The 3,920-nt window shown below is 65.6% G+C and carries 2 protein-coding genes and 1 tRNA gene; 2 read left to right on the top strand and 1 reads right to left on the bottom strand.

The features are described 5' to 3' along the window. Window positions 1-160 precede the first annotated feature (160 nt). Window positions 161-247: transfer RNA gene (locus QMX78_RS20515), tRNA-Leu, on the bottom strand. Between the two features lie 115 nt (window positions 248-362). On the opposite strand from QMX78_RS20515, the gene rnr reads away from it, so the two are divergent. Continuing rightward, window positions 363-2,879, top strand: coding sequence for a ribonuclease R (rnr, locus tag QMX78_RS20510; protein WP_282273116.1), 2,517 nt, complete (start codon window positions 363-365; stop codon window positions 2,877-2,879). Between the two features lie 123 nt (window positions 2,880-3,002). After that, complete coding sequence (gene rlmB / locus QMX78_RS20505; protein ID WP_282273113.1) at window positions 3,003-3,746, top strand: 23S rRNA (guanosine(2251)-2'-O)-methyltransferase RlmB; 744 nt, start codon at window positions 3,003-3,005, stop codon at window positions 3,744-3,746. The last annotated feature ends 174 nt before the right edge of the window (window positions 3,747-3,920 follow it).

The raw sequence follows: 3,920 nt of genomic DNA, 5'->3' as shown, positions 1-3,920 counted from the left end.
GTGTAGCCCGGGTTAGCGCAGCGCACCCGGGGGGGAGCCACGGCTGCCTTCGAGCGTTGGGGGAAACCCGGGTGCGCTTCGCTTACCCGGGCAACCGCGGCCTGTTTGTTCGAACCGCAGAAACGAAAAAACCCGCTTTCGCGGGTTTGATCTTGAAACGTGGTGCCCAGGAGAGGACTCGAACCTCCACGGAGTTGCCCCCGCTAGCACCTGAAGCTAGTGCGTCTACCAATTCCGCCACCTGGGCACTTCAGGCCGCGCAGTTTGCAGAGGACGCGGATCTTTGTCAACGTTTTTTCACAAACATCTGCAGTGATCGTGTGCGCACCCTGTACACCTAGGTGCATGTACCATGGAGGCTGATGAAAAACAAAAAGACCACTGGGGCCGACAAGGCCCGTAAGTCCGCCACCGGCAGCAAGCCGGGCAAGGCGCCGGGCAAAGCCCCCAAAGCAAAAACCGCCAAGCTGCCGCCATGGATGCCGGAGAGTCTGTCCGCACCGGCGAAAGCGGGCGCAACAAAGCCAGGCAAGGCCGGCCCTCGCGCCGCCGCCAAGCCCGGCAAACGCAAATTCACCGACGATGCCGCCCCGCAGAGTTTCGTGCGCGGCCGTCGCAAGTCCGGTCCACCGCTGGCGGCTTTCGATGATCCGTATGCATCGCGCGAAGCCGAGCGCTACGCGCAGCCGATTGCCAGCCGCGAGGCCATCCTGCAGTTGCTGGACCGCTGTGAAGGCCCGCAGAACGCCGAGGAAATCGCAGCGGCCTTGGGCCTGACCGAGCCCGATCGTGCCGACGCGCTGTCCAAGCGCCTCGGTGCGATGGTGCGCGACGGCCAGTTGGTGCAGAACCGTCGCGGCGGCTTCGCACCGGTCAGCCAGTTGAGCCTGATCCCCGGCGTGGTCATCGCCAACCCGGAAGGCTTCGGCTTCCTGCGCCCGGACGAGGGCGGTGACGATCTGTTCCTGTCGCCATACGAGATGCGCAAGGTCATGCACGGTGACCGTGCCTTGGCCAACGTCACCGGTATCGACCGCCGTGGCCGCCGCGAAGGCGCGATCGCCCGCGTACTGGAACGTGGCGTCAACCGCCTGATCGGGCATTTCAGCATCGAGGCTGGCATCAGCTACGTGGTGCCGGATGACAAACGCATCCAGCGCAACATCCAGATCCCGGGCGACCTCACGGGTGGTGCCAAGGACGGGCAGCTGGTCGTCTGCGAACTGACCCATGCACCGGATTCGCGCCGTCCGCCGATCGGCAAGATCATTGCCGTGCTCGGCGACAAGCTGACCCCGTCGCTGGTGGTGGAAACCGCCATCCACGGCCATGAGCTGCCCTACGAGTTCCCGCCGGAAGTGCTGGACGAAGCCACGGCCGTGCCGTTGACGGTGGAAGCATCGATGATCGGCAAGCGCGTGGACCTGCGTTCGATGCCGCTGGTCACCATCGATGGCGAGGACGCCAAGGATTTCGACGACGCGGTCTACTGCGAGCCGAACCGTGACGGTTTCCGTCTGGTGGTGGCCATTGCCGACGTCTCCAACTACGTGCGTCCCGGCACGCCGCTGGATGACGAAGCGCAGCGCCGCGCGACCTCGGTGTACTTCCCCGGCTTCGTGGTGCCGATGTTGCCGGAGACGCTGTCCAACGGCATCTGCTCGCTGCGGCCGAAGGAAGACCGCATGTGCTTCGTCTGCGACATGCAGATCGGGCGCGATGGCCAGGTCAGCGAGTCGAAGTTCTACGAAGCGGTGATGAATTCACACGCACGCCTGACCTATACCCAGGTGTGGGCAGCGGTGGGCGAGGACGATGCAGATGCCAAGGCCTTCATCGGCCCGCTGCTGCCGCAGATCCAGAACCTGCACCAGCTCTACCGCATCCTGTCCAAGGCGCGCGAGCGCCGTGGCGCCATCGAGTTTGAATCCTCGGAAGTGCGCTTCGTGCTGGACAACCGTGGCGAGGTCACCCAGGCCGGCATGATGGTGCGCAACGACGCCCACAAGCTGATCGAGGAATGCATGATCGCCGCCAACGTGGAGGCCGCACGCTACCTGCTGTCCAAGCACGTGCCGGCGCCGTTCCGCGTGCACGAGCGGCCGCCAGAGTCCAAGTTCGCCGACCTGCTGGAGTTCCTCAAGGAGTTCAAGCTGAGTCTGCCGCCGTGGAGCAAGGTGCAGCCGGGTGATTACACCAAGCTGCTGAAGAAGGTGCGCGAGCGCCCGGATGCGGCGTTGCTCGAATCGGTGCTGTTGCGCAGCCAGTCGCTGGCGGTGTATTCGCCGGACAACAACGGCCACTTCGGCCTGGCGCTGGAGGCCTACGCGCACTTCACCTCGCCGATCCGTCGTTACCCCGACCTGCTGGTGCACCGTGCCATCAAGTACGCGCTGAGCGGCGGTCCACTCGACAAGTACACCTATACCCCGCGCGAAATGGCGGCCTTGTCGCTGCAGTGTTCCGAGCGTGAGCGCCGTGCCGACGAGGCCGAGCGCGAGGTCGACGAGCGTTTCCGCGCGGCATGGATGGAAAAGCACGTCGGCAGCCAGTTCGATGGCGTGATCAGCGGCGTGACCAGCTTCGGCCTTTTCGTCGAGCTGGACGAGTCCAAGGTCAATGGCCTGGTCCACGTGACCCAGCTGCCGCACGACTATTACCAGTTCGACCCGATCCGCAAGACGCTGAGCGGCGACCGTCGCGGCAACGAGTTCCGGCTCGGTGACCGGGTCCGCATCCTGGTGCTCAAGGCCAGCATGGAAGAGCGCAAGATCGACTTCCGGCTGGTCGAGAAGCTGGATGGCGAACCGCTGGAAGAAGGCCTGCCGCCGCTGCCCGAACGCGGCAAGCCAGCCAAGCGCACCAAGCAGAAGTATTGATGCCGGAAGCGGCCCTCGCAGCAGCGAAGGCCGCCTTTCCCGCACCCCGCAGGCCGGTGGCAGCTGCGGGCCGGGCCGAATCGGCCTACCATTGCCACCCCCAGAAGTCCCCATGTGACGCCCATGAGCAAGCAGAACCAGTGGATCGTCGGCGTCAATGCCGTTGCTTCGTCGATCGAGAAAGACCCCGAAAACGTCCGCGAGGTCCTGATCGAGGCCGGCGCCAAGAACCCGCGCCTGGTTGAAATCGAGGAAGAAGCCCTGCGCAAGGGCATCGACGTGCGCAAGGTCAACGCCCAGGCGCTGGGCGGCGTGGCCGGCCAGGTCCGCCACCAGGGCGTGGTCGCGCGCTATGCCGCGCCCAAGCTGTGGGACGAGAACGAGCTCAAGGGCCTGATCGAAGCGGCCGAAGGCAAGGCGCTGGTGCTGGTGCTGGACGAGGTGCAGGACCCGCATAACCTCGGTGCCTGCCTGCGCAGTGCCGCCGCCGCTGGCGTCACCGCCGTTGTGATCCCCAAGGACAAGAGCGCCCCGGTCAATGCGACCGTGCGCAAGGTCAGCGCCGGTGCGGCGGACAGCATTCCGGTCGTGTCGGTGACCAATCTGGTCCGTTGCATCAAGGACATGCAGAAGCTGGGCGTGTGGGTGTACGGCCTGGCCGGTGAATCGGAAACCACCATCCACAAACTCGACCTGCGCGGCAACGTGGCGTTGGTGATGGGCGGCGAAGCCGATGGCATGCGCCGCCTGACCCGCGAAACCTGCGACCAGCTGGTGCGCATCCCGATGCCGGGCGACGTCGAGAGCCTCAATGTATCCGTGGCGACGGGTGTGGCATTGTTCGAGGCAGTCCGCCAACGCCTGTAAGGAACACCATGCCCCGCACGCCGCCTCGTCTCTTCCTCCGATTGACCGTGGCGCTGGCGGGGCTTTGCGTCCTGGGCGCCGCCGCCCAGGACGCACCGCGCCAACGCGCGCGTGAGCTTGGCGTCGCGCCCGGCATCTTCAGCCCCGGCAGCCACAACGCGATCACCGACGTGG

This window comes from Stenotrophomonas sp. PS02298 (assembly GCF_029959445.1).
GTDB lineage: Bacteria > Pseudomonadota > Gammaproteobacteria > Xanthomonadales > Xanthomonadaceae > Stenotrophomonas.
The sequence above is the reverse complement of the archived record's forward strand: the minus strand, read 5'-3'. Positions and strand labels throughout refer to the sequence as shown.

What these genes read in the sequence shown, in the direction of transcription:
- rnr (WP_282273116.1), top strand. Translation starts at nt 363, where the DNA reads ATGAAAAACAAAAAGACCACTGGGGCCGACAAGGCCCGTAAGTCCGCC.
- rlmB (WP_282273113.1), top strand. Translation starts at nt 3,003, where the DNA reads ATGAGCAAGCAGAACCAGTGGATCGTCGGCGTCAATGCCGTTGCTTCG.